The organism is Epilithonimonas hominis, assembly GCF_003730015.1.
In the GTDB taxonomy this organism is placed as follows: domain Bacteria; phylum Bacteroidota; class Bacteroidia; order Flavobacteriales; family Weeksellaceae; genus Epilithonimonas; species Epilithonimonas hominis.
On record NZ_RJTU01000026.1, the window covers coordinates 1 to 22,494 of the forward strand.

Sequence of the window (22,494 nt, forward strand, 5' to 3'; positions counted from 1 at the left end):
TCAAGTAGTCATTTTAATTTTTATTGATTTCGGATATTTTCAATTCTTTTATTAAAATTTTTATTACCCGATGGACGAAGCTAAACAAAAAGAAATATTAGAAAGGCTGAATATAGCCAATAAAAATACATTAGGCGAAACTTTAGAGATTATATATACAGATGTGTCGGAAAATCACCTTTCTGCAACTATGCCAGTCAACTCAAGAGTTCATCAGCCTTACGGTATTCTTCACGGTGGTGCAAGCTGTGTTTTGGCAGAAACTTTGGGTTCTTGTCTTTCATTGATTAATGTTGATATTACCAAATCTGTTCCGGTTGGAACCAATATCAACAGTAATCATTTGAGAGCAAAACGAGAAGGCATCGTGACTGGAACAGCAACTTTTATCCGAAAAGGAAATACAATGCATGTTTCTCAAATTGAAATCCGTGATGAAAAAGGAAATCTTATCAACCACACAACTATGACGAATAATATCGTTCCGGTTGGTAAAGTTTAAATCTTCGCAGATGTTAGTTTTTAAGCTTCCAGAGAGTGATAAATTTTTCTGTACAGATAATTCAGCAGGCGTAAGTCTGGTTTCTTTCGTGAGTTTTGACAGCAAAACGGTGCTTGATTTCAAAGGTAACCTATGCGAAATATCGAAAGAAGAAATTCTGAATCTTAATGTTTCTCCAAAAAGCAAAAGTCCTCTGTTAGAAATTGCTAAGGAAACGCCAGAATCTTATGCCCATAAAATATCCCAAGCCAAAGATTTTATTGAGAAAAACGAACTCAAAAAATTAGTTCTTTCCAGGAGGAAATTACTAATGTATCTTGATATTGATTCTGAAAAAAAATTATCCCTAGCGAAAAGCTTTCTGAAATTTTCCGAAAGTTACCCTTCTGCATTTTGTTATTTATTCGAGAAAAATGGTGAAATCTGGATGGGAGGTTTTTCCGAAGTATTAGGAAAGTTTGATAAAAACACTAATATTTTTGAAACAATGAGTGTTGCAGGAACACTTCCACTGGAGGAAAATTGGAGTGATAAGGAAATCGAAGAGCAGAAAGCTGTAACGGATTACATCCACTCTATTCTCAGAAAATTTTCTTCTAATCTTAAAGTCTCTTCTACCAAAGATTTGATTTCCGGCAATATCAAACATCTTAAAACAGATTTTTCCGCAGAAATTAACTCTGAAAGTCTGGACAAAATTATTTCAGAATTACATCCCACACCGGCTGTCTGTGGTTTTCCTAAAGAACTTTGTGCACAGGGAATTAAAAGTATAGAGCATTTTAACCGTGAGCTCTACGCTGGTTATATAAAAGTAGAGACTGAAGATTTTATTTATTATTTTGTAAATCTTCGGTGTGCCAGCTTTTTTAAAAATTATGCAATACTCTTTGCCGGCGGTGGAATTACTTTAAAAAGTGACGCTCAAAAAGAATGGACTGAAACAGAGCTAAAATCTCTTGCAATACAAAACAATCTTGTTTTCATTTGATTTCTTGGGAAGATTTAATTTACCTGTATTATAAAAAAAGATGATCACTTACGGTCATCTTCTTTGTAGTATTTTGTCAGCGTTTTTACAAACTTACCTGGATTTTAAATGCTGAATTAATTCTGATCTTCATTTGAGTAGCAACAGATTCTGTACCTCTCATTTTTAAATAAATAGACGCTTGTGAAGATTTAAGATAGTTCATTAATTCTAGATCTGCAACTGGCGTAAAATTGAGAGCGGTCTCGCTTGTATTATTTGATACCGAAGCTACTTTAATCTCACCTACATTGGGCGCTTTGATCCACAATTCTGCATCTTTTACTTTATTCAGTTTAATTTCGTTATTATTAGACGAACTTATATAATCTATTGAAAAGCTGGATAGTTTTGCCGACTTTAGATTGTTGACAGACATATTTTGGAATCTGCTTTTGATTTCCTCATCCAGATTCAGATTGAGCGGCATATCCGGTGATACTACATATTCTGTTGTAACGACAAAAGGAATATCAGCATCAAAATTATTATTGATCGCAAAAGGAACCGGAATAGTGATATCTACATTATCATCTAATTTACTACAACTATTGCTTATACCTGCTGAAAAAAGCAACACAGAAAGCATTATTGAACCAACAATTAATTTTCTCATATCTATTCTTTGGTATTATGCATATAAATATGTGCCAAGTTAAAGCGTGATATTTTTAGCATCTTCTGGAGAATGTTTGTATCTAAAAACAATAGCAAATAAAATCCCAATTATCAAGGCGTAAATCGCGAAGATATACCAGCTTATTTCCCAGCCTTTTAATTGTTCGATAATATCAGTTTTAGAAAAGACAAAATGATTAACAACTTCACCAGCAACTAACATCCCTAGAGTAGCACCAAAACCATTGGTCATCATCATAAAAACGCCTTGTGCACTAGATCTGATCTCCGGAGAGGTTTCTTTATCCACGAATAGTGAACCTGAAACATTGAAAAAATCAAATGCAACACCGTAAACAATCATTGATAATATAAACATCCAAACGTTGGAACCTGGATCGCCTAAACCGAAGAGGCCAAATCTCAAAAACCAAGCAAACATTGACATCAACATGACTTTTTTGATTCCGAATTTTTTTAAGAAAAACGGGATTAAAAGAATACAAAGTGTTTCCGAAACCTGCGACAGAGATATTAACGCGTTCGCATTATTTGCTCCCCAGCTATTTGTATATTCTGGAATATCCTTAAAACTTGTTATAAAAGGATTAGCATAACCATTCGTGATCTGCAGAGAAACTCCTAAAAACATAGAAAAAATAAAGAAAATTGCCATCTTTCTTTCTTTGAACAATGCAAAGGCTTTAAGTCCAAGCGCATCAGAAAGTGATTTCTTTTCTTTATTATTACTAATGGGAACATTTGGTAATGTAAAGGAATATAGAAATAAAAGTAAGCCCAATATTGCCGAAACAAAAAATTGATTATAGTTATTCTGGAAACTTAAAAAATTCTTATCTCCCGCAAAGCTAATAGAAAACTGTCCATCCAAAGTTCCCGCAAAATTGACAAACAACATTGCACAGATAAAACCAACTGTACCCAGAGTTCTTATCGGTGGAAAAGCCTTAATGGTATCAAAACCATTGCTTACGAGTATGCCATAAGCAGAAGAATTGGAAAGCGCAATAGTCGGCATATAGAATGCCACACTTACTGAATATAAAGAGAATAATGTAGAAAAATCAACATTGGAGCCAGAAGTCATTCCATAGTAACCCGCAGCAGCAAGAAAAACCGCAGCAACTAGATGACATATCCCTAATAGTTTTTGTGCAGGAATCCATCTGTCCGCAATAATCCCCATAATTGCCGGCATAAAAATAGAAACAATCCCCTGCATCGCATAAAAAAGTCCAATTTTTGAACCTAGTCCTACCGCACCTAGATAATTGCCCATCGATGTCAAATAAGCGCCCCAAACTGCAAATTGCAGGAAATTAAGTATAATTAATCGTAATTTTAAATTCATATCTTAAAATGATAATATATATTTATTCTATTTTTTTATTTCTTCGTTTGATTTCCTCCTGTAACCTGAGTGCTGTATCATAATCTTCTTCTTTTACAGCATCATTCAGCAATTGGTTTAGTTCTTCTACAGAAACTTCCGAGAGATCGTTGAAATCCGTTAAAACTTCTTCCTCTTCCGCTTCCATTTTCTGAGTTTCTTCGAGTTCTAATAAAATCCCAGCCTCGTTTAAAACGTCTGAAGTTGTATAAATAGGCGCATCAAAACGAACAGCCATTGCAACAGCATCAGAAGTTCTTGCATCCAAAATCAGTTCTTCGTCTGTTAACGGATTTTTGAAATTAATATTGGAGAAAAAAACGCCGTCTTTGATTTGATAAATAATGACAGATTCTAATTTAAAACCTGTATTTTTCACAAACTGAGCGAAAAGATCGTGCGTCAAAGGACGTGGCGGATTGAGATCTTTTTCTAATCCTAAAGAAATGGATTGTGCTTCAAAATTCCCGATAACAACTGGTAATTTAACCGATGTTTCTTCATGTTCCAATAACAGCGCATAAGCTCCAGATTGCGTCTGGCTGTAGGAGATTCCTCTAATGATTAATTTTTTATAATCCATTTAGCAAATATAAAATTTTTTGTTAATTTTCATTTAGGATTTGTCGATTTTTACATAGTTTGCGTTATAAAATCATTATATTTTTGAGCATTTTCTTTTCCGAATCCTTAAAGTGTTGAATTGCAGCAGTCCGGCTTGAGCGGAAATCCTTTTTACGCAACGAAGTGGAGTGAAAAGATTGACTTCGTCGAACCTAAAGGTTTGGGAGCGGAAGGCGGAAATAGCTGCCAAAATAATGATACTTATTAAAAAAAAAAAACCTGAATCAATGACTCAGGTTCTATATTTTATGAAAATTGAATTAAGCTTTCAATGCTTTGATTTTCTCTGTTAATGCAGGAATAATTTGGAAAGCGTCCCCCACTACTCCATAATCTGCAGATTTGAAGAAAGGTGCTTCCGCATCATTATTAATCACAACAATGGTTTTGGAACTGTTAACTCCTGCCAAATGCTGAATTGCGCCGGAAATACCAACTGCAATGTAAAGATTTGGAGAAATTGCTTTCCCAGTTTGTCCAACGTGCTCATTGTGACCTCTCCAACCGATATCGGAAACCGGTTTTGAACAAGCTGTAGCTGCGCCTAGAACATTAGCAAGATCTTCGATCATTCCCCAATTTTCCGGACCTTTCAAACCTCTACCCGCAGACACTACGATTTCCGCTTCTTTTAGGTCTAGCTTCCCGGAAGACTGTTCGTGATTAATCACTTTGGTGTCTTCGTTTGCAATGCTTAATTCTTTCACTTCTTCTGAACCGGAAGCTGCATTTTCTTTAACACCAAAAGCATTCTGAGAAACTGTTACAATAACGCCAGCTGCATCTGCTTTTGCGTGCATAAAACCTTTTCCAGAGAAAGCTTTTCTCTTAACTTGGAAAGGTGAAGTGCTTTCTGGAACATCAATCACATTCGTAATCAATGAATAATTTTTCTGGATTGCCAACATTGGCGCTACAGAAGATGCATCTGTTGTATGTGGGAAAACGATGATGTTTCCGTCTGCAATTTGGTTAACTGCTTCTGCATAAGCCTTAGCACTGAAGTTTTTAAGACCGGCATCTTTTACATTCACCACTTTATCTGCTCCATATTTGTAAAGCAAATCTGAAGAATCTGTTGGGTTGATAGAAATTGCAGTTACTGAATCTCCAGTTTTTGCTGCAATAGCTTTTGCGTAAGAAACGGCTTCAAATGCTGCTTTTTTGTAAACTCCGTTTATATTTTCTGCGTATACGAATACTGCCATAATTTTTAATTTTTGTCAGATGTCAGAAGTCAGAAGTTTTCGAACTTGACTCTGAAATCGTGAATTTGATTAACTAAATAATATTTTTATGAAGGTGGAATTCTCATCGGACATCTAACTTCCGACTTCCAACTTTAGATTACTTTCGCTTCTTCGTGAAGTAATCTTACCAACTCGTCAAGGTTATCCGCAGAAACCAATTTAACAGCTGCTCTTGGCGCAACACTGTCAAAAGAAACGGCTTCCACCTTCACTTCAGAATTGGAAGGTTCCACCACCTGAAGAGGTTTTGTTCTTGCAGACATGATACCTCTCATATTCGGGATTATCAAATCTTTTTCATCTACCAAACCTTTTTGTCCTGCAACAACAGCTGGTAGTTTAACCGAAATAGTTTCTTTACCACCTTCGATTTCTCTAACCGCAGTCGCTTCTGAACCATTCACTTCTAATCCAACACTTGCATTAACGAAAGCATAATTCAGTAATTGAGCAACCATTCCTGGAACTGCTCCTCCATTATAATCAATGGATTCTTTTCCTGTAAGAATTAGGTCATAACCTCCGTCTTGAGCAACTTTTGCAATTTCTTTCGCTACAGAGAAACTGTCTTTAGCTTCTGCATTAACTCTCACTGCATCATTCGCTCCGATTGCCAAAGCTTTTCTGATAACCGCTTCTGTTCCTGCATCTCCAACGTTCACAACCGTTACAGTTGCACCTTGAGATTCTTGTAATTTTATAGCTTTTGTTAAAGCAAACTCATCTAATGGATTAATTACCCACTGAATTCCGTTTTTGTCAAAAGCAGATTTATCTGCTGTAAAATTAATTTTACTTGTAGTGTCCGGAACGCTACTGATACAAACTAATATTTTCATCGTATTATTGATATATTTTGTTATATGAATGTCGCTAATTTATATAAAAAATACTATGCATGCATAATTTATTGTTATTTATTAAATAGTTTTCTGAAATGCTTTATTAATAGGGTATTTAGAATCTTTACAAATAATATTTACTATTAAAGTTGTATTAATCGATATAAATTAATGACGATTTCGAAGACTTAAATCACGAAATTTGAATTAATTAAATTATTTCTTTACCTGACTCGCTCTGAATTCAATTTTACTTGGCAAAACACGAGGATTCATATTCAGCATATCGAGGACAAGATTTCCCATATCTTCCGGCTGGATTTTCCATTCATCTTTTTCAGAAGGAACATTTCCGTTGAAATAAGTGGCAACGGAACCTGGCATTATGGTTGAAACTTTGATATTGTATTTTCTAAGGTCAATCATCGCAGCTTGTGTGAAGCCAACAACGCCAAACTTCGAAGCATTATATCCAGCTCCATTTTCAAAGAAATTAGTTCCTGCAAGACTTGCAATTGTAATGTAATAACCTTCTGATTTTTTCAATTCCTCAACAGAAGCCTTCAAAGTGTAGAAACATCCTGTCAAATTAGTTTCCTGCATTGCGTTCCAATCTTCGATTGACAATTCATCAACCGGTTTGAAGATTCCTAAACCCGCATTCGCAATCACAACATCCACTCTTCCGAGTCTTTCAACAATTTTCGAAATTGCATTTTCTTCATCTTCGAAATTTCTAACATCTGAACTCACTCCAAAAACACTTTCTGAAATGGTTTTAAGTTCAAAAACAGCTTTATCAACATCTTGTTGTTTTCTTCCACTAATAGCCACTTTGTGACCATTTTTCAACAGAACTTCTGCAATCCCGAAACCGATTCCTTTGGTTCCACCTGTGATATAAATAACTTTTGACATAATTTTTAAAAATTTTATTTGAAGCACATAGTCACATAGTTTTTTGTTTAAGATTAAATAGAAAACTAATTTAAACTATTATCTAATCTTTTTGAATTAAAATTGATTTTCTATGTGATTATGTAGTTTAGGTTATGATTAATTTTAATAAAAAAGACAGCCTTAACTGTCTTCAATTTTTTATCCTTTTGCGTAAAACTCAAAGAAATAAGGGATACTTTCGATTCCTTTATAATAGTTATACAATCCGTAATGCTCGTTCGGTGAATGGATTGCATCTGAGTCCAAGCCAAATCCCATTAATACAGATTTAGCTCCAAGAACTTTCTCAAACAAAGAGGTAATGGGAATACTTCCACCACTTCTGTAAGGTAAAACTTCTTTACCAAATGCTTTTTCCATTGCTTTTTTAGCAGCCAAAAATTCTTTGGTGTTGCTTTCCAAAACGTAAGGCATTCCGCCGTGATGTGGCGTCACTTTTACTTTAACACTTTTTGGAGCAATTTTCTCAAAATATTGAGTGAATTTTTCTGTGATTTCTTCAGGTGTTTGATTTGGAACCAATCTCATCGAGATTTTAGCAAAAGCTTTAGAAGCAATTACCGTTTTTGCGCCTTCGCCAGTGTAACCGCCCCAGATTCCGTTAACATCCAAAGTTGGTCTGATAGAAGCTCTTTCCAAAGTCGTATAACCTTCTTCTCCTTGAATATCACTAAGATTGATTGATTTCTTGTAAGCTTCCGGATCGTCTTTCAGTTTGTTCATTTCCTTTCTGTCTTCATCAGAAACAATTAGAACATTGTCATAAAAACCATCAATAGTGATATGTCCTTTTTCATCAATTAATTCGCCAATCATTTTTGAAAGAACATTAATTGGATTCGGAACTGCACCACCGTAAAGTCCAGAATGTAAATCACGATTCGGACCTTTTACTTCAACTTCCACATAACTTAGACCGCGTAAACCTGTTGTAACAGTTGGCTGTTCATTGGAGTAAATATGAGTATCTGAAATCAAAATCACATCACAGCTTAATTTTTCTTTATTTTCTTCGAGGAAATCTGCCAAACTTGCAGAACCTACTTCCTCTTCTCCTTCAATCAAAAATTTAACATTACAAGGCAAGGAATCTGTTTTCATCATTGCTTCGAAAGCTTTGACGTGCATAAAGAATTGTCCTTTGTCGTCCGCAGAACCTCTTGCGAAAACCGCACCTTCCGGATGAAGTTTTGTAGTTTTAACAACCGGCTCGAAAGGATCGCTAGTCCATAATTCTAAAGGATCAGCTGGCTGAACGTCATAATGTCCGTAAACCAAAACTGTTGGCAAGTTTGCATCGATAATTTTTTCTCCAAAAACGATTGGATAACCTTTGGTTTCAAGTATTTCTACATTGTCTGCTCCTGCAGCTTGAAGATGTTTTGCTACCTCATCTGCACATTTCAGAACTTCAGATTTGTAAGCCGGATCTGCACTGATGGAAGCAATTCTAAGGATATCAAATAATTCATCAAGGAATCGCTGCTTGTTTTCTTGGATGTATGTTTGTGTTGTACTCATTTTTTATGAATGATATAGTTTATTTTTAAACGCAAAGTCCGCAAAGATTTTTTTAAATTATTGAGGATATTTCTAAGTTTACAAAGGCGTAAAACCTAGCAAGAAAATATGGCTCAATATTAAATCTAATTATCAATTTGAGGTTCGTAAAAATAAAAAATGTCCTGCAAACGCAAGACATTTTTTATTATAATATTTTTATAAAATTATTAGTGGTGCTCAGCAGGAGCGTCAGCTGTTGCAGCTGGTTTAGCTTCTGAAGTTACTGTCTTAGCAGAATCTGCTACAACGTGAGAAACAGCTTTTGTAGAATCTGCAGTTGGATGATAAGTTCCGTGAGGCGCGTTTGGATCGTCATATCTCACAACATCGTCAGTTTTTTTCAAACGTCCTTTGTTCCCGCCAGCAGGAAGATCACAAGATACAACTAAGATAGCGGAAGCCAGTAATATTACAGATTTTTTCATATGTTTATCTTTATTTACAATAGGTCATATGCAATCGCCATCTTGAACTATTACCTATTTTAATCAGGTTTTGACATATGGCGATGTCATTTTTTATTATTTAACGTGTCAAAAGTAGTGAAATTGAGATTTTCTGCAAAATTATTTTTTGTAAAATGTGTGATGTAAAAAGTAAAATGTAATTTGTCTAATTAATTTGTCTTAGTTTTATTACAAATCGCGAATCGAAGAACGATTGTTTCAGCTTTGCGAAGCGCGCCCCGACCTGAGTGGAGCTCTTTTTCTTTTTTTGCAAAAAAGAAAAAAGCGGGAACGGAGGGCGGATAAAGGCGCCCAAATTAATAGATTGAAGTGAATCTTGAGTTTGAGAATAAAAAAAACCTGACTCGGCTGAATCAGGTTTTGAAAATTATATTTCGGTAATTATTTTTTTCTTTCGAGAACTTCGTCTACCATTCCGAATTCTTTGGCTTCGGTAGAGGTCATCCAGTAATCTCTGTCAGAGGCTTTTTCTACCCACTCGTAAGTTTGGCCAGAGTGGTTAGATATAATGTCGTACAATTCTTTTTTCAACTTCAACATCTCTCTTAGGTTGATTTCCATATCAGAAGCTACACCTTGTGCACCACCAGAAGGCTGGTGAATCATTACTCGAGAATGCTTTAGAGCAGAGCGTTTCCCTTTTTCGCCCGCTACCAAAAGAACCGCGCCCATAGAAGCAGCAATTCCTGTACAGATTGTCGCTACATCTGGCTTGATGATTTGCATTGTGTCATAAATTCCCAATCCTGCGTAAACACTTCCTCCTGGAGAGTTGATGTAGATTTGAATATCTTTCGCAGAGTCAGAACTTTCTAAGAATAATAACTGCGCTGTGATGATATTCGCTACCTGGTCATCGATTCCTGTCCCAAGGAAAATGATTCTGTCCATCATCAATCTTGAAAAAACGTCCATCTGTGCAACGTTCATTCTTCTTTCCTCCATAATATAAGGCGTAAGATTGGTTGGGTTGAACATTCCCATATATTGGTCCGTTACCAGACCGTTGTTTCCCATATGTTTTACCGAGAAATCTCTGAATTCTTTTTTAATGTCCATATTATATTTGGTTATTTTAAAATCTTTATTGAGTTTGCAATTTCTATTCCTTTGCTAAAGTAGGACTTTCTGTCATTAGAATTTTGGTTTTCGTTTTGAATGGAAAATAGCATCGATATATATAATTTTCTCCCGCTCTTCAATCCAATAAATTATCAGAAAAGGGAAACGAATCAACGGAATCCTTCTCAAATCTTCTTTATCATTATATTTCTCAAATATAAGTGGATTATTTTCTATTAGATTTAAATAATATTCGATCTCTTCAATGAGCTCGAATCCTAGATTTAGTCTCTTATTTTCATACCAATAAAAAGATTCTTCCAATTCTTCGGAAGCTGGTTTTAAGAAGATAATTTTATAATTCAATTCGAAAGCCTTTTTTTAAGATCTGTCCAATTTTCGGTTTCAATCTTTCCCGCTTCAAAATCTTTTTTTCGTTTTAAAGCTATTTCCCATTGATCTTCAGAAACTTCAGTTTCCTTAATTAAAAGTTTTGCAATTTCTTTTTTTTCGTTTGGATTCAATTTTTTTATAACTGTCAAAAGCTCATCGAAAGGAAGATTAATAGATATTTGCATTGTATTATTTTTATCAAATTTAGAAAATATTCTTAAAAGTCTATGAGACTTTTTGTCACAAAATACGAAATAATTCGCTGTCTAATTTGTTTTTGAGTTGAGTCAAGAGAATTATTTTTTGATAAATATTTGTGTTATCTTGCTCATTATCTGTTGTATTCTTGAGGTCGTTGATTAACTTCACAACATATTCTCTTTTATGTCTCAAAATAATATCAGAAACTAATTTTGGAACCACTTCTTCCTCGGAACTGAAATAGATATTGAACTTGTTCCAATTGCTTGTATGATAGTTTTCTATGAGTGCATTGGCTAGTTTGCCAGAGATTTCTTCATCCATCATATTGAAGAAAAAATTACCCGATCTTATTTCGTTTTGAAGAATACCTTCTTTGATTTCGGAAATAATGGTTTTATGAATGTCCAATTGAATTTCACATTCATCTTCTTCTAAATGATTTAGAATTTCTTCAATGACTGTAATTTTATAATCATTGCCTTCGGAATCTTTTCTGTCTAAGACAAAATCGCCATATTTCAGCATCAAATCAACCAATTTTTCCTCCTGCAGCACCAATGGGTTTACCGAAAAAGTACCTTCCTGAACGATTTCTAATTTTGGAGCAACCTTTTTCTCTTCAAATTTAGGCTTTGATTCCTGCTGTTGTGTAACATTAGTCTGAATCTGAAGCTCATTGAACAAACTTTGTTCGCTCAACCCAAATTTATTCGAAACTTCTTTAAGATAAACCTCACGTTTCAAAGCATTCTGAACAAAAGCGACCGATTTTACAATATCACGGATAGATTCTGCCTTTTTGATGGGGTCATTTCCTGCATCTTTCAGGAGAATTTCTGCTTTGAAATCGATGAAATCCTTGGCTTCTTTATCTATGAAATTTTCCACATATTCCTGTGGATGTTTTCTCGCAAAAGAATCGGGGTCATCGCCATCTGGAAAGAGAAGAACACGGATATTCATTCCCGCAGAAAGCAACATATCGATACTTCGGAAACTCGCCTTGATTCCTGCTTTATCACCATCGAAAAGAATGGTTACATTTTCCGTTAATCTTTTGATGAGTTTGATTTGTTCTGTTGTCAAAGAGGTTCCAGAACTCGCCACAACATTTTCAATTCCACTTTGATGAAGTGAAACCACATCCATATAACCTTCTACCAAAAGACAGAGATTCTTTCTAGAAATAGATTGTTTTCCTTGATTTAGACCGTAAAGAACGTTGGATTTATGGTAAATTTCGGTTTCTGGAGAGTTAAGATACTTGGCCGTTTTGACATTATTTTTAAGAATTCTAGCACCAAAACCCAAAACTCGACCAGAAAAACTATGGATCGGGAAAACCACTCTGTCACGGAATCTATCAATTCCAGAAGGTGTATTTTCTGGAAAAATGGACAACCCTGATTTTTCAAGAATATCTTTGGAATAAGCTTTTTCTAGAGCAAACTCGGTAAAAGCATTTTTCTTTTCAGGTGAATAACCCAGTTGAAATTTCTTAATTATATCATCACGAAGTTCTCTTTCCTTAAAATAAGAAAAACCAATCATCCTCCCCTCTTCCGAGTTCCAAAGCTGATCTTGAAAAAAGTCATTGGCAACTTCGTGAATCTTATAAAGTAAATCCTTTTCGGTTTGGGACTGTTTTTCTTCTTCAGAATATTCTCGGACATTTTCTTCTATCTCGATTCCGTATTTTTTTGCCGCATACCGAAGCGCTTCGGGATAAGTAAAATTTTCGATTTCCATCAAGAAAGAAATCGCCGTACCTCCTTTACCAGAGGAGAAATCTTTCCAAATCTGTTTACTTGGAGAAACAACAAAACTGGGCGATTTTTCTTCGTGAAAAGGACTCAAACCTTTGAAGTTTGAGCCTGCTCTTTTCAGTTGGACATATTCACCAATGATTTCTTCTACACGGATGGTAGAAAATATTTTATCAATCGTCTCTTTCGTAATCACGATGTAAAGGTAATAATTAGTTTTAATTTTTATTCTGAAATAAAATCTGCAGAAACCTTATTTTTGTAAAAAAAATCAGATGCAATTTACAATTCATCAGCTCGAAGAATGGAAAGATATTGTCAATCAAATCATTCCGAATCTTCAACATAACATTCTTCTTCTAAAAGGCAATTTGGGCGCAGGAAAAACAACTTTTTCTCAATTTTTGCTTAAAGAATTGGGAAGCTCAGACGAAATCTCCTCTCCAACTTACTCTATTGTGAATGAATATGATACACCGAAAGGAAAAGTATTTCATTTTGATTTGTACCGATTAAAATCTGTGGAAGAAGCGTACGATTTCGGAATTGAGGAGTATCTTGACAATGGTTATCTCTCGATTATAGAATGGCCGGAAATCTATACGGACGAACTGGAAGGTTACGATTTTCACGAAATGATCATTACTAATACAGAATATGGAAGAGAAATCGAGTTTAATTAATCATAACAGTAAATTGTTTTATCTTTGCTTTAGATTTTGAACAATGATTCGTTTTTTATGAGCAGTACATCAACCATATTTACACCTTTTACAGAAGAAGAACTGATTCCAAAGGAAGAAAAACTAGAAGTTGTAAAAAAAGGAAAAACCTTCAGCATTGGGATTCCAAAAGAAACTTGTCTGAACGAAAAAAGAACGTGCATCATTCCGGATGCAGTTCAGATTTTGGTAAATAATGGACACAAGGTCATCATAGAAAGTGGCGCCGGATTGGGTTCCCATTTTGCCGACATCTTGTATTCCGAAGCTGGTGCAGAGATTACAAACGACCCAAAAGTTGCGTTTTCGCAGGACTTGGTTCTGAAAATAAATCCACCAACCGAAGAAGAAATTGAATATCTGAGACCGATGACTTATTTGATTTCGGCTTTGCAAATCAACCTTCGTGACAAAGATTATTTCCTGAAATTAGCTTGTAAAAAAGTCAACGCTATTGCTTTCGAATTCATAATGGATGAGTACAAGCAACTGTCATTAGTAAGATTAATTGGCGAAATCGCTGGGAGCGTCTCCATCCTTTATGCATCTGAATTATTGGCAATGTCCAACGGATTGATGCTTGGCGGAATCACTGGTGTTCGTCCGACGGAAGTTGTGATTTTAGGCGCTGGAATTGTGGGAGAATTTGCAACCAAAGCTGCGATTGGACTTGGTGCAAGTGTCAAGGTATTTGATAATTCATTATCAAAACTTCGAAGACTTCATACTTTGGTGGACAGCCGCGTTCCAACATCTGTCATCGATCCAAAAGAATTGACAAAATCGCTTAGAAGAGCCGATGTTGTTATAGGAGCTTTACCAAGACTTAATCTTCCACCAATCGTTACCGAAGATATGGTAATGAAAATGAAAAAAGGAAGTGTCATCATCGATATCACCATCGATAATGGAAAAGTGATTGAAACTTCAGAATTAACGACAACAGAAAAACCATTTATTGTAAAACACGATGTTATCCATTGCGGTTTACCGAATTTGACTTCACGAATGCCGAGAACCACAACGAAAGCTGTGAGCAATTTCTTCCTAAGTTATCTGTTAGGTTACGACGAAGAAGGCGGTTTCGAGAATATGCTGGTTCACAAAAACGAAATCAAACAATCTCTTTATATGTACAAAGGAAGACATACGAAACAATTGATTTGCAATAAGTTCGACCTTCCTTATCACGATATCAATCTTTTGATTTTTTAAATTTCATTAATGCTAAAAAAATTAAAATTCTACGCTATCGGTTTGATTCCAGGCTTGTTAATCGTATTTTTCATACTCAATCAAAAAGGGACAAGTTGTTCTTATTTCCCTAATGACAGAGTAATTGCGGAAACTTTGACCAAAGATTTTACCTATTCTCCAACTTTTAAATCTGAACTTCAAGTAAATAAAATCTCAGAACAATTCTTGAAAGACAGCATCATATCTGGTGGGAAAATTGATTTTGACAGAAGCAAAGCGCAAGCAAAACCGTGTCCAAAATACCTTTTGCTTTATCCGAAAAAGAATCCAAAATTCGAAGTCAATTATTCTAAATGTAAAGAAAAAGCAGAATTTACTTCTTTAAAAAAACTGAAATAATTAGCTCAAAAATTCAGAATTAATTTCTATCTTCGTTTTGTGAAAACAACAAACAGAACATATTATTATGCAATTTTGACCCTGAAACAGGATTAGGATTCGTATGTAAAAATATCAAAACCTCGTCCTAAAGACGGGGTTTTTTCGTTAAAAAAATTGAAAATAAAATGAAGATAAGCATTATAGGAACAGGATTGATTGGCGGGTCTATCGCCTTGAAATTAAAAGAGAAAAACTTTACCAATTTCGTTTACGGGATTGACCAGAATGAAGAAAACCTCAACAAAGCGCTTGAACTCAATATCATTGATGAAAAAGCAGATTTTGAAGCAGGAATCAAGAACTCAGAATTAATTATTATTTCTATTCCCGTAGATTCTGCTAAGAAAATATTACCTGATGTTTTGGACATGATTAATGAAAAACAGGTGGTGATGGATGTTGGCTCTACGAAATCCGGAATTGTAGATGCTATCAAAAATCATCCAAATAGAAAACGTTTCGTAGCTTTCCACCCGATGTGGGGAACGGAAAATTCTGGTCCAAATGCTGCAACTAAAGACAGTTTTACTGGAAAAGCAGCCGTGATTTGTAACAAGGAAGAATCTGACGAAAATGCTTTGGAAATTGTAGAAAAAGTGATTGAAGCTTTGGAAATGCATCCCATTTATATGAATGCCGATGCGCACGATATTCACACCGCTTACATTTCGCATATTTCACACATTACTTCTTATGCGCTTGCTAACACCGTTTTGGAAAAGGAACGTGAAGAAGACACGATTTTCCAATTGGCGAGTTCCGGTTTCTCAAGTACAGTTCGTTTGGCAAAATCACATCCGGAAATGTGGGTTCCTATTTTCCGTCAGAACAAAGAAAATGTTTTGGATGTTCTTAATGAACATATTTCGCAGCTTAGAAAATTCAAATCTGCTTTGGAGAAAGAGAATTTTGATTATTTGGAGGAATTGATTGTGAATGCTAATAAGATTCGGGGGATTTTGGATAAATAGCTTTATTTGTCATTCCGAAGGAATCTAGACGTAGAAATTCCTACAGAATGACAATATTGCGTTTTTGTGTGAAAATATTGTTTTTATGTCTAATCTGCAGCCCGGCTTGAGCGGAGCTCTTTTTCTTTTTTCACAAAAAAGAAAAAAGCGGGAGCGGAAGACGGATTAAGCTGCCCAAATCATTCTATTTATCAAACTGATTCGGATGCTGTTTCTTGATGTCTTCTACTGTTCCAAGAACTTTATCTTTCAGCGAATTCTGATATTTCTGAAGTTTTTCTGAAACTTCGGAATCGGAAGTTCCTATAATTTTTGCTGCGAGAATTCCGGCATTCGTTGCGCCATTCAAAGCAACCGTTGCAACAGGAATCCCAGAAGGCATTTGCAGAATCGATAAAACAGAATCCCAACCATCGATAGAATTGCTGGATAAAATAGGAACGCCAATCACAGGCAAAGTTGTACAACTGGCAACCATTCCTGGAAGATGCGCCGCGCCTCCTGCTCCAGCGATAATGACTTTCAGACCTCTTTCCTTCGCTGTTTTTGCATAATCGAACATACGTTCGGGCGTTCTGTGCGCAGAAACGACTGTTAACTCGTAAGGAATCTCCAAAGATTTTAGAAAATCTGCAGCTTGTTGCATGATTGGCAAATCGCTTTGACTGCCCATTATTATTCCGACCATTTCAATTTTTATTAGATGCTCAAAGATAAAGATTTATCAATAAAATCCGAGTTTTTTGAAATATCTTTGCTTCTTAATTTTCCAGATTTGAATTCCAAAACCATTATCGCTATTCTCATTGTTGCCTTAGTTTGGGGCACAACTTTTCTTGGTATCAAAATCGGTGTAGAAACTGTTCCTCCTTGGTTTGTTGCGGGCTTTCGTCAGCTTTTAGCTTCATTGATTCTTTTACCATTTTTAATTTTTACCAAAAATCTGAAATGGATTGGCTGGAAAAATTTTAAAATTCAATTGACTTTGTCATCATTACTTTTGATTGGTGCGAATGGTTTAACAACTGTAGCTGAGAAAAATCTGACCAGTAGTTTGGCTTCTTTAATCAGTGCACTTTCTCCAGTTTTTATCTTCATTGGAAGTATGATTATCGGAATGGAAAAATTCACCATCAGAACTTTAATTGGTCTGTTGATGGGTTTTTTCGGTGTTGTTTTTATCTTTTGGGACGGTTTGAGAGAACTGGGCAATCCAGATTACAGAAACGGATTGATTGTGATGATTTTAGCATTACTTTGCTGGGCAAGCGGAACGATTTACACGAAAAAGTTGCACGTTCAAAACAATAATCTTTTCCTGAATCTGTTTTACCAATTTGCTTGGGCTGGGATTGTTCAGTTAATTTTGGCGTTCACATTTTCCGATACGATTGATGTTTCAGCTTGGTCTGTAAAAAGTATTTCTGCGATAGTTTATTTGGGGATTTTCGGTTCCGTTTTAGCTTTTTATGCTTATAATTATTTGCTCAAAACATTACTTCCGACGCAGGTCTCCATCCTTTCTTATGTGAATACAATTATCAGTATTTTCCTAAGCTGGTTGATTTTAGGCGAAACCATTTCCGAGAAATTTATCATTGCAACTTTTTTAATTATCAGTGGTGTTTTCGTGATAAATTATAGACATGGAATGTTCAAACAACAAAAAATTAATCGTCCATAAAAAATTGGCAATTAAATTGATAAGTAAAAATTACAAACAACATTTATAAATTTCTTATTATGAAAAATTTAATGCTTACAGCTTCCGCAGCTGCATTATTGTTCGCAACATCTTGTACCAAACAGGAAAAAACGGTTGTTACAGATAATAACAACGATACAGTTGCGGTCGTAACTTCAGAAACTTCTACCCTATCAGAAACCGATGCAAAAGCAGCTGTAGACAAAGCTCAAGCTGATCTAGACGCTGCCATAAAAAACGGAGACAAACAAGCTGAAGCTGCTTCCAGAAAAGCTTTAGCTGATGCTAATGCGGCTTGGGACAATGCAAAAGCAGCAATGGGAAATGCCGCCCAAGATGCTAAAGATGGAGTAGATCAGGCTGTAGACAAAACAAAAGTTGCCGCTGAAAATGCCAAACAAGACATGAAAGATGCAGCTCAGGATACCAAAGAAGCTATCAATAAAACAACGCAAGATGCAAGAGCAGCCAGCAAGAAAGCAGCAGATGATACTAAAGAAGCTTACAATAATACACTTGAGAAAATGAAAGCCAAATAATTTTCATTTTTTATAACAAAAAAGCAAGGTCTAAAACCTTGCGTTACTTTTTTATGCAATAACGCGCACCAAAGATTTTATATGAATCAGTTTTTCCATCAGCTCTTCCCTAGAATCTGCCAGAACATTAATGTGTCCCATTTTTCTTCCGGGTTTGGTTTCTTTTTTTCCGTAGAGATGAACATAGGTTTTTGGAAGTTTGAGAACTTCTTCCAGACCCTCATATTTCACTTTTCCTGAATAATTGTCTTCGCCGACAAGATTCAGCATTCCAGAAAATCCGAAAGCTTCTGTATCCGCTAAAGGTGAGTTGGTTATGACTCTGTAAAACTGCTCAAACTGCGAATTTGAGTTACCTTCCTGCGACTGATGTCCAGAATTATGAAGTCTTGGCGCCGTTTCATTCACCCAAACTTTTCCATTTTTATCCAGAAATAATTCAATCGCGAAAAGTCCTGCAGAATCTGCACTTCGGATGAATTGATTCGCAATCACATCAATCTGTTTCTGAGTTTCTTTCGAAATGTCAGCCGGACAAATATTGAAATCTAGGAGATTCAGTTTTGGGTCTGCAACCATTTCAGTCACTGGAAAAGTTTTCACTTCTCCGTTTTCGTTTTTAGCAACAATTACAGATAATTCTTTGTCAATATCCACCAAGTTTTCCAAAACCGATTCCTGAGTCCAAAGATTTCTCCAATCGTCATTGGAACGAAGCAATTGAACACCTTTTCCGTCATAACCTCCTGTATTCAGTTTTTGAACGAACGGAATTTGGATTTTGATTTCGTCTTCACTTCCATCCATAATTTCGAATTCGGGAGACGGAATTCTATTTGCTTCATAGAATTGTTTCTGAAGAATCTTCTGCTGAATAATTTTGATAATTTTAGAATTTGGAACTACTTTTACGCCTTGATTTTCCAGTTCTTCCAGCGCATCAGCATTCACATGCTCAATTTCAATTGTGACCACATCTTTGTCTCTTCCGAAGTCCAAAACAGTGTCATAATCATTGAAATCTCCTCTTGTAAAATGAGAAATATTAGCGCAAGAACATTCTGGATTGGGGTCCAGAACATAAAATTCATCATCATATTTCAATGCTTCCTGAATGAACATTCGACCGAGTTGTCCACCTCCTAAAATTCCGATTTTCATCTTAATACTTATTTTTTTTAATTTGTTAGATGGAATCGCAGAAGCGATTTCATTTTTTACTTTCTTTTATTTTTTAGATTTATTTTTTTGAACACAAAGTTCACAAAGTTTTTTGGCTCAATTCAATGTTTTTAAGTTCACAAAGGCGTAAAACTTATCAAAGATTTAATTCAAAGCTTATTCTACTTTTTACAATTATCTTTTCTTCTCGTATCAATAACGTATTGGATTTTCCATTCGTTATTCGATTTTACCAATTGAAAAGAATTGACGCCACAATGTGAGAACTGACCTTTGTAATAAAATTCATAAAGTGTCCAAACCGAAGCCAGATTTCCATCAATTAAAACATTCGAAAAAGAGATTCTCTCATCCAAACTTCCTTTTTCAGCTTTTGAAATATTCAATACGAAATCATTAATGCTTTCATTTTTAACTTCCGAAGTTTTTGTAATAGTCTGCAAAACAGCATTCTTGTGAAATGATTTTTTAATCAATACGGAATCAGACGTTTTCATCCCAATAAATAATTGATTAATAGTTGATTTAAGTAAATCTTCCTCAGATTTTTGAGCCAATAAAAATGAAGAAACTAATACTAAAATGAGAGCAACGATTTTCATAATCATTTTATTTTAAGATAACCGATTTTCATTACATTTTCTTGATTTTCGGCTTCAGATTTTTATAGAATAATGGAATATTTTTCTTTTGTAATTTCTGACAACAAATCATTAACATTGTAAATATCATCAATATCTACACCGTGCTTGTCATCAATATGACTTACAGCGTTTTTAAAACCCATTGTTTTATAAAATGGAGTTTGTTTTACCCTCTTGATAACCTCGCTGAGTGAAGTCCCAACCATCAAATGCTGCTCATGAAACTCTTCGAAACAGCCTGGTTTGTAGCCTCCAAGATTGATGAAGAATAATTGATATTCAGAATTCTCATTTTTTTTTGGAACAATATGAACTTCATAACTATCTGCAAACTGAACCTCCTGATAACAATCGACATGGATTTTGGCATCTTTCCAGAAATTTTTCATCTCTGGAATCAAGTCATCAAAATTTTCTGCAATGCCAAAAAAAACATCGTGTTGTTCAATATTTCTACCTTTTGGAGTTGCACCTAGAATCACATAAAATAATTTCATTCCGACAAAATGTTTCACAAAAATACTCAAAATATTATGTAAAATACAATCCGAAAACCGCCGTTTTGGAATAATTAAAAACATCAATTCCTATAATATTAATCAACTATCTATGAATTAATTAATTTGAAAAAAAATATTTTTTGCAGGGAAAAATACTGCTCAAAAGTCTATATTTGTACTATGTCAGAAATCATAATTCTATTCATTGGAGCCATAGCTGCCGGATTGATGGGTTCTCTTACAGGTCTAGGTGGCGGTGTCATCATTATTCCTCTTCTTACACTTGGTTTTGGCGTTCCGATGCATTATGCAATTGGTGCTTCGCTTGTTTCTGTAATCGGAACCTCTTCCGGCGCTGCAGTAGCTTTTGTAAAAGAAGGCTTTACCAATATGCGGATAGGGATGTTTCTTGAAATTGCCACCACAATGGGCGCTGTTGTGGGCGCATTGGTTTCGGGATTTCTCAATCCTAATACCATTGGAATTATTTTCGCAAGTATCTTGATTTTGACAGTTTTATTGAATTTACGGGGGAAACCTGATCATCAGGAAGAGCTAATAAAAGGCAGCCTGGAACATAAACTAAAACTCTATGGAACATTTCCGGACAAAGACGGCATCAAAAGTTATGCTGCGAGAAACAGTATTCCCGGATTTCTGATGATGGTTTTTGCAGGCGCAATGTCCGGACTTCTGGGAATCGGCTCTGGCGCTTTGAAGGTTTTGGCAATGGACAATATGATGAAATTACCTTTCAAAGTATCTACGACAACGAGTAATTTTATGATTGGGGTGACGGCTGTTGCAGGTGCTTTGATTTATTTCCAGAGAGGTCAGATTATTCCTGTGATCGCAGCTCCGGTTCTAATTGGCGTTGTAGTTGGCAGTTTCATTGGTTCAAAAACTTTGATGGTTTCCAAGACAAAAAAACTAAAGACATTTTTTGCGATTGTAATCACACTCCTTTCGATTTACATGATGTATAACGGCGTTGCCAAAAATTTCCAATAATGAGAACCAGACCATTTACCGATGTAGACCTGAATCGTTCTGTTGGCAATCTACTGCGACTAGGGGTATTACTCTCTGTAGTGACATCACTTGTTGGATTTATCAAACTGTTTACCGAAGGTTTCAAAATGCCTAGAAAATACAATCTTTTGGAAATGGGCGACTCATCAGAAAAAGTATGGGGAAGTTTTTGGACTTCGCTTATGAAAGGTGAAGGAATGGCCATTATTCAGTTGGGAATTTTGTTCCTAATCCTTACACCTTTGGTAAGAATTATATTTGCATTAATAGGATACCTCAAAGAGAAAGATTACACTTATGTGGTGATTTCTATGATAGTGCTCACCATTATGATTGTTAGCTTTTTGACTGGTTACGCACATTAAAATTATAAATGATCATTGATGAATTATAAATGATTTTTCAAAGTCTATCATCTATCTGTCTATTATCTCTAAGTCTAATTCTCATAAAATTCCAAAGGCAAATCATCTGGGTCAGACGTAAAAAAGAATTTCTTGTCTGTAAATTCATCAATTCTAATTTCTTCGCAGTTTAATCCTTTTGATATCAATTCATTTCGTTTTTCTTCTACATTGTCAACTGAAAATGCCAAATGGCGAAGTCCACAACTTTCCGGTCTTGACGGTCTAGCTGGCGGATTTGGGAAAGAGAATAATTCAATCACATAATGTTCTCCGATTGCTAAATCCAATTTGTAAGACTGTCTCTCTTCACGATAAACTTCACGAATAATATTAAGTTCTAAAACTTCTGTATAGAATTTTTTGGAAACTTCGTAATTGGAACAGATGATGGCGATGTGGTGGATTTGCATTTTATAATATTTTGTTTATTTCAAATCCTAACTTAACCTGAGTTCGGGTTAA

The 22,494-nt window shown here is 35.2% G+C and carries 28 protein-coding genes; 11 read left to right on the top strand and 17 right to left on the bottom strand.

Translation table 11 applies throughout. The annotated features are described in order from the left end of the window. Window positions 1–70: 70 nt before the first annotated feature. Both EGH73_RS03670 and EGH73_RS03675 read left to right on the top strand, forming a co-directional pair. On the top strand, window positions 71–502 hold the full coding sequence (locus tag EGH73_RS03670) for a PaaI family thioesterase (protein ID WP_123280743.1): 432 nt from the start codon (window positions 71–73) through the stop codon (window positions 500–502). Between the two features lie 10 nt (window positions 503–512). Next, window positions 513–1,493: a chorismate-binding protein gene (locus tag EGH73_RS03675; RefSeq protein WP_123280744.1), complete on the top strand. Its 981-nt coding sequence runs from the start codon at window positions 513–515 to the stop codon at window positions 1,491–1,493. An 85-nt stretch (window positions 1,494–1,578) separates the two neighbouring features. On the opposite strand, the gene EGH73_RS03680 is transcribed toward EGH73_RS03675, so the two are convergent. From EGH73_RS03680 to EGH73_RS03690, 3 genes are read right to left on the bottom strand one after another with little or no spacing between them, the layout of a single operon-like run. Next, complete coding sequence (locus tag EGH73_RS03680) at window positions 1,579–2,148, bottom strand: hypothetical protein (RefSeq protein WP_123280745.1); 570 nt, start codon at window positions 2,146–2,148, stop codon at window positions 1,579–1,581. A 39-nt stretch (window positions 2,149–2,187) separates the two neighbouring features. Continuing rightward, on the bottom strand, window positions 2,188–3,522 hold the full coding sequence (locus EGH73_RS03685; protein WP_123280746.1) for an MFS transporter: 1,335 nt from the start codon (window positions 3,520–3,522) through the stop codon (window positions 2,188–2,190). Window positions 3,523–3,544: 22 nt separating this feature from the next. After that, the gene (locus EGH73_RS03690) at window positions 3,545–4,144 is read right to left on the bottom strand and encodes a bifunctional nuclease family protein (RefSeq protein ID WP_123280747.1); all 600 of its coding nucleotides are present in this window, start codon (window positions 4,142–4,144) and stop codon (window positions 3,545–3,547) included. A 120-nt stretch (window positions 4,145–4,264) separates the two neighbouring features. On the opposite strand from EGH73_RS03690, the gene EGH73_RS14275 reads away from it, so the two are divergent. Next, on the top strand, window positions 4,265–4,393 hold the full coding sequence (locus EGH73_RS14275) for a hypothetical protein (RefSeq protein ID WP_262605517.1): 129 nt from the start codon (window positions 4,265–4,267) through the stop codon (window positions 4,391–4,393). A 52-nt stretch (window positions 4,394–4,445) separates the two neighbouring features. Here the strand turns inward: EGH73_RS14275 and EGH73_RS03695 are convergent, their stop codons facing one another. The 9 genes from EGH73_RS03695 to dnaG all read right to left on the bottom strand — a co-directional run bounded on the left by EGH73_RS03695 (window position 4,446) and on the right by dnaG (window position 12,888). Continuing rightward, complete coding sequence (locus EGH73_RS03695; protein ID WP_089770310.1) at window positions 4,446–5,393, bottom strand: electron transfer flavoprotein subunit alpha/FixB family protein; 948 nt, start codon at window positions 5,391–5,393, stop codon at window positions 4,446–4,448. 134 nt (window positions 5,394–5,527) lie between these two features. Beyond that, window positions 5,528–6,274: an electron transfer flavoprotein subunit beta/FixA family protein gene (locus EGH73_RS03700; RefSeq protein WP_089770309.1), complete on the bottom strand. Its 747-nt coding sequence runs from the start codon at window positions 6,272–6,274 to the stop codon at window positions 5,528–5,530. 219 nt (window positions 6,275–6,493) lie between these two features. Then, window positions 6,494–7,195, bottom strand: a complete 702-nt coding sequence (locus tag EGH73_RS03705) for an SDR family oxidoreductase (protein WP_184808068.1) — start codon at window positions 7,193–7,195, stop codon at window positions 6,494–6,496. 180 nt (window positions 7,196–7,375) lie between these two features. Beyond that, window positions 7,376–8,758, bottom strand: a complete 1,383-nt coding sequence (locus EGH73_RS03710) for a dipeptidase (protein WP_123280748.1) — start codon at window positions 8,756–8,758, stop codon at window positions 7,376–7,378. Between the two features lie 209 nt (window positions 8,759–8,967). Then, window positions 8,968–9,225: a hypothetical protein gene (locus EGH73_RS03715; protein ID WP_123280749.1), complete on the bottom strand. Its 258-nt coding sequence runs from the start codon at window positions 9,223–9,225 to the stop codon at window positions 8,968–8,970. 423 nt (window positions 9,226–9,648) lie between these two features. Next, a complete protein-coding gene (clpP, locus tag EGH73_RS03720) occupies window positions 9,649–10,326 on the bottom strand; it encodes an ATP-dependent Clp endopeptidase proteolytic subunit ClpP (RefSeq protein WP_027382678.1) in 678 nt (225 codons plus the stop codon). Between the two features lie 75 nt (window positions 10,327–10,401). Next, window positions 10,402–10,695 (bottom strand): type II toxin-antitoxin system RelE/ParE family toxin, encoded by a 294-nt coding sequence (locus tag EGH73_RS03725; RefSeq protein WP_123280750.1) that lies wholly within the window; start codon window positions 10,693–10,695, stop codon window positions 10,402–10,404. Then, window positions 10,692–10,907, bottom strand: coding sequence for a hypothetical protein (locus tag EGH73_RS03730; protein WP_089770304.1), 216 nt, complete (start codon window positions 10,905–10,907; stop codon window positions 10,692–10,694). The genes EGH73_RS03725 and EGH73_RS03730 overlap by 4 nt, the downstream gene beginning before the upstream one ends. Window positions 10,908–10,962: 55 nt before the next feature. Next, window positions 10,963–12,888, bottom strand: coding sequence for a DNA primase (gene dnaG / locus EGH73_RS03735; protein ID WP_123280751.1), 1,926 nt, complete (start codon window positions 12,886–12,888; stop codon window positions 10,963–10,965). Between the two features lie 79 nt (window positions 12,889–12,967). Between dnaG and tsaE the strand changes: the two genes are divergently transcribed. The 4 genes from tsaE to EGH73_RS03755 all read left to right on the top strand — a co-directional run bounded on the left by tsaE (window position 12,968) and on the right by EGH73_RS03755 (window position 16,023). Further along, window positions 12,968–13,375, top strand: coding sequence for a tRNA (adenosine(37)-N6)-threonylcarbamoyltransferase complex ATPase subunit type 1 TsaE (tsaE, locus tag EGH73_RS03740; RefSeq protein WP_123280752.1), 408 nt, complete (start codon window positions 12,968–12,970; stop codon window positions 13,373–13,375). Between the two features lie 57 nt (window positions 13,376–13,432). Beyond that, window positions 13,433–14,629: an alanine dehydrogenase gene (locus tag EGH73_RS03745; protein ID WP_123280753.1), complete on the top strand. Its 1,197-nt coding sequence runs from the start codon at window positions 13,433–13,435 to the stop codon at window positions 14,627–14,629. Between the two features lie 9 nt (window positions 14,630–14,638). Further along, entirely contained in the window at window positions 14,639–15,010 is a 372-nt protein-coding gene (locus tag EGH73_RS03750; protein ID WP_123280754.1) for a hypothetical protein, read from the top strand. A 167-nt stretch (window positions 15,011–15,177) separates the two neighbouring features. Then, complete coding sequence (locus EGH73_RS03755) at window positions 15,178–16,023, top strand: prephenate dehydrogenase (RefSeq protein WP_123280755.1); 846 nt, start codon at window positions 15,178–15,180, stop codon at window positions 16,021–16,023. Between the two features lie 184 nt (window positions 16,024–16,207). Here the strand turns inward: EGH73_RS03755 and purE are convergent, their stop codons facing one another. Next, window positions 16,208–16,711 carry a 5-(carboxyamino)imidazole ribonucleotide mutase gene (gene purE, locus EGH73_RS03760; protein WP_123280756.1) on the bottom strand — a complete coding sequence of 168 codons (504 nt, stop codon included), beginning with the start codon at window positions 16,709–16,711 and terminating at the stop codon, window positions 16,208–16,210. A gap of 15 nt (window positions 16,712–16,726) precedes the next feature. On the opposite strand from purE, the gene EGH73_RS03765 reads away from it, so the two are divergent. After that, entirely contained in the window at window positions 16,727–17,707 is a 981-nt protein-coding gene (locus tag EGH73_RS03765; RefSeq protein ID WP_123280757.1) for a DMT family transporter, read from the top strand. A gap of 59 nt (window positions 17,708–17,766) precedes the next feature. Next, complete coding sequence (locus EGH73_RS03770; RefSeq protein WP_123280758.1) at window positions 17,767–18,267, top strand: hypothetical protein; 501 nt, start codon at window positions 17,767–17,769, stop codon at window positions 18,265–18,267. Window positions 18,268–18,318: 51 nt separating this feature from the next. Here the strand turns inward: EGH73_RS03770 and EGH73_RS03775 are convergent, their stop codons facing one another. The 3 genes from EGH73_RS03775 to EGH73_RS03785 all read right to left on the bottom strand — a co-directional run bounded on the left by EGH73_RS03775 (window position 18,319) and on the right by EGH73_RS03785 (window position 20,590). Beyond that, window positions 18,319–19,428 carry a 5-(carboxyamino)imidazole ribonucleotide synthase gene (locus EGH73_RS03775; RefSeq protein WP_123280759.1) on the bottom strand — a complete coding sequence of 370 codons (1,110 nt, stop codon included), beginning with the start codon at window positions 19,426–19,428 and terminating at the stop codon, window positions 18,319–18,321. A gap of 182 nt (window positions 19,429–19,610) precedes the next feature. After that, window positions 19,611–20,051: a nuclear transport factor 2 family protein gene (locus tag EGH73_RS03780; RefSeq protein WP_245985405.1), complete on the bottom strand. Its 441-nt coding sequence runs from the start codon at window positions 20,049–20,051 to the stop codon at window positions 19,611–19,613. Between the two features lie 62 nt (window positions 20,052–20,113). Then, entirely contained in the window at window positions 20,114–20,590 is a 477-nt protein-coding gene (locus EGH73_RS03785) for a DUF1543 domain-containing protein (RefSeq protein WP_123280761.1), read from the bottom strand. A 183-nt stretch (window positions 20,591–20,773) separates the two neighbouring features. Between EGH73_RS03785 and EGH73_RS03790 the strand changes: the two genes are divergently transcribed. Next, a complete protein-coding gene (locus EGH73_RS03790; RefSeq protein WP_089770292.1) occupies window positions 20,774–21,604 on the top strand; it encodes a sulfite exporter TauE/SafE family protein in 831 nt (276 codons plus the stop codon). Further along, the gene (locus tag EGH73_RS03795) at window positions 21,604–21,990 is read left to right on the top strand and encodes a DUF1634 domain-containing protein (RefSeq protein WP_123280762.1); all 387 of its coding nucleotides are present in this window, start codon (window positions 21,604–21,606) and stop codon (window positions 21,988–21,990) included. The genes EGH73_RS03790 and EGH73_RS03795 overlap by 1 nt, the downstream gene beginning before the upstream one ends. 74 nt (window positions 21,991–22,064) lie before the next feature. Here the strand turns inward: EGH73_RS03795 and gloA2 are convergent, their stop codons facing one another. Then, window positions 22,065–22,442 (bottom strand): SMU1112c/YaeR family gloxylase I-like metalloprotein, encoded by a 378-nt coding sequence (gene gloA2, locus EGH73_RS03800; RefSeq protein ID WP_123280763.1) that lies wholly within the window; start codon window positions 22,440–22,442, stop codon window positions 22,065–22,067. Window positions 22,443–22,494: the final 52 nt, after the last annotated feature.